Source organism: Mesotoga sp. HF07.pep.5.2.highcov (assembly GCF_003666285.1).
Taxonomy (GTDB): Bacteria; Thermotogota; Thermotogae; order Petrotogales; family Kosmotogaceae; genus Mesotoga; species Mesotoga prima.
Genome location: NZ_JFHJ01000361.1, coordinates 1 through 1325, shown reverse-complemented (window position 1 = coordinate 1325; position 1325 = coordinate 1). Strand labels below are relative to the sequence as shown.

The 1325-nt window shown below is 45.2% G+C and carries 3 protein-coding genes; 2 read left to right on the top strand and 1 reads right to left on the bottom strand.

The annotated features are described in order from the left end of the window. The first annotated feature begins 361 nt into the window (after positions 1 to 361). Complete coding sequence (locus BG32_RS07710; protein ID WP_259459602.1) at positions 362 to 625, top strand: hypothetical protein; 264 nt, start codon at positions 362 to 364, stop codon at positions 623 to 625. Next, positions 618 to 968, top strand: a complete 351-nt coding sequence (locus BG32_RS07705; RefSeq protein WP_006490406.1) for a type II toxin-antitoxin system PemK/MazF family toxin — start codon at positions 618 to 620, stop codon at positions 966 to 968. Before BG32_RS07710 ends, BG32_RS07705 begins: the two co-directional genes overlap by 8 nt. A gap of 42 nt (positions 969 to 1010) precedes the next feature. Here BG32_RS07705 and BG32_RS15825 read toward each other — a convergent pair. Further along, positions 1011 to 1325, bottom strand: a 315-nt coding sequence (locus tag BG32_RS15825) for a hypothetical protein (RefSeq protein WP_220660316.1), incomplete at its 5' end; no start/stop codon positions are given.

The following is a 1325-nucleotide window of genomic DNA, read 5'->3' as shown; positions in this document are numbered from 1 at the left end:
GTGTATCATGCCGGGCGCACCAGATCCCGGATCAAGTCCGGGATGACGGTCCTTCCCGTCATTCTGGCATAATTCTGGCCAGAATCTCGATTCATAGCGAAAAACGAGGACTTTGCAAGAAGAAGAGAAACAATGAGAAGAACGAGAAAAATGGGATCCTGTGGAGCTCATCAAAGCATTATCCATGGAATGACTGCAGAGAAGATCGTTTCTTTCACTACACCCTAGACCCTAACTCAAGACCCGCTATCAATTCCGTCATGAACTCGTTTCCGCATCTATTCCCTTCGATCGAATCAATCGAAAAGGTGTTTTCTGTCACAAATCGTGTTATGTTATAGTATACTAATCAATTTACTAGGTGGTGATCAATCTTGAAAACGCAAATAGTCAGAGTCCCTTTCGAAACTCATTCGAGCTTAAGGCAATGGCCTCCGCCAGTGGTGAAACAATTGGAGAAATACTTGCTAAAGCAGTGGAATCATATAGACGTGAGTTGCTCCTGGAAGATACAAATGAAGCCTTCTCAAAACTAAAAGAGCAAGCCGATCTTTGGAAAGGCGAGTTAGACGAGAGGGAAGAATGGGAAGGCTCACTATTAGACGGGCAAAGTAATCATGAATAGAGAGCTACCTTCAAGAGGAGAAATCTGGTTGGCAAACCTCAGTCCAACTAGAGGAAGAGAGCAATCTGGATTTGGAACATGTTTGGTCATTTCAATCGACCAGTTCAATCATGGACCTGCTGAGCTCGTGATTGTCGTTCCCTTAACGTCAAAGAACAAATCTATCCCGCTGCATGTTGAGATCTCCGGAGAGCAAACAGGGCTTGATGTAACAAGCTACATTAAGACCGAGGACTTAAGGTCAATCTCGAGAAATAGATTGGAGAAGAAGATCGGTCAGGTCTCTGAAGAAGTAATCCTCGACGTTCTGGATCGGATAAAGATTCTCCTAGATATCACATGAAACGATTGAGGGAGAATACCTGCTGCAACAAGAGCTCGTATCCTAGTCTATAGAAGATTTTCTAGTGGCCAGGTTGATTTCTCGTAGGCATTCATGTGATAGATTCTGGTGAATCTGGGCAAAGTTTTCCCCTAAGAGAATCCCTATATGAACTGCCATCTCAAAGTGCCGCTGTACGCTGGGAAGAACAGTTCCAAGTGTCATGTTGCAAGGCTGTGAGTAGCCGAGAAAGAGCATATTAGAGAGTTCGCGGCGCTCAAGAGAAGGCGAGGGCGAAAATGGGGACTGAGCAGTTCCTAAGGTCTGCCCTTTTTTCGCGGTAAAGGCAGAGATTCCAACCAGGACCTTTTTCGGGCG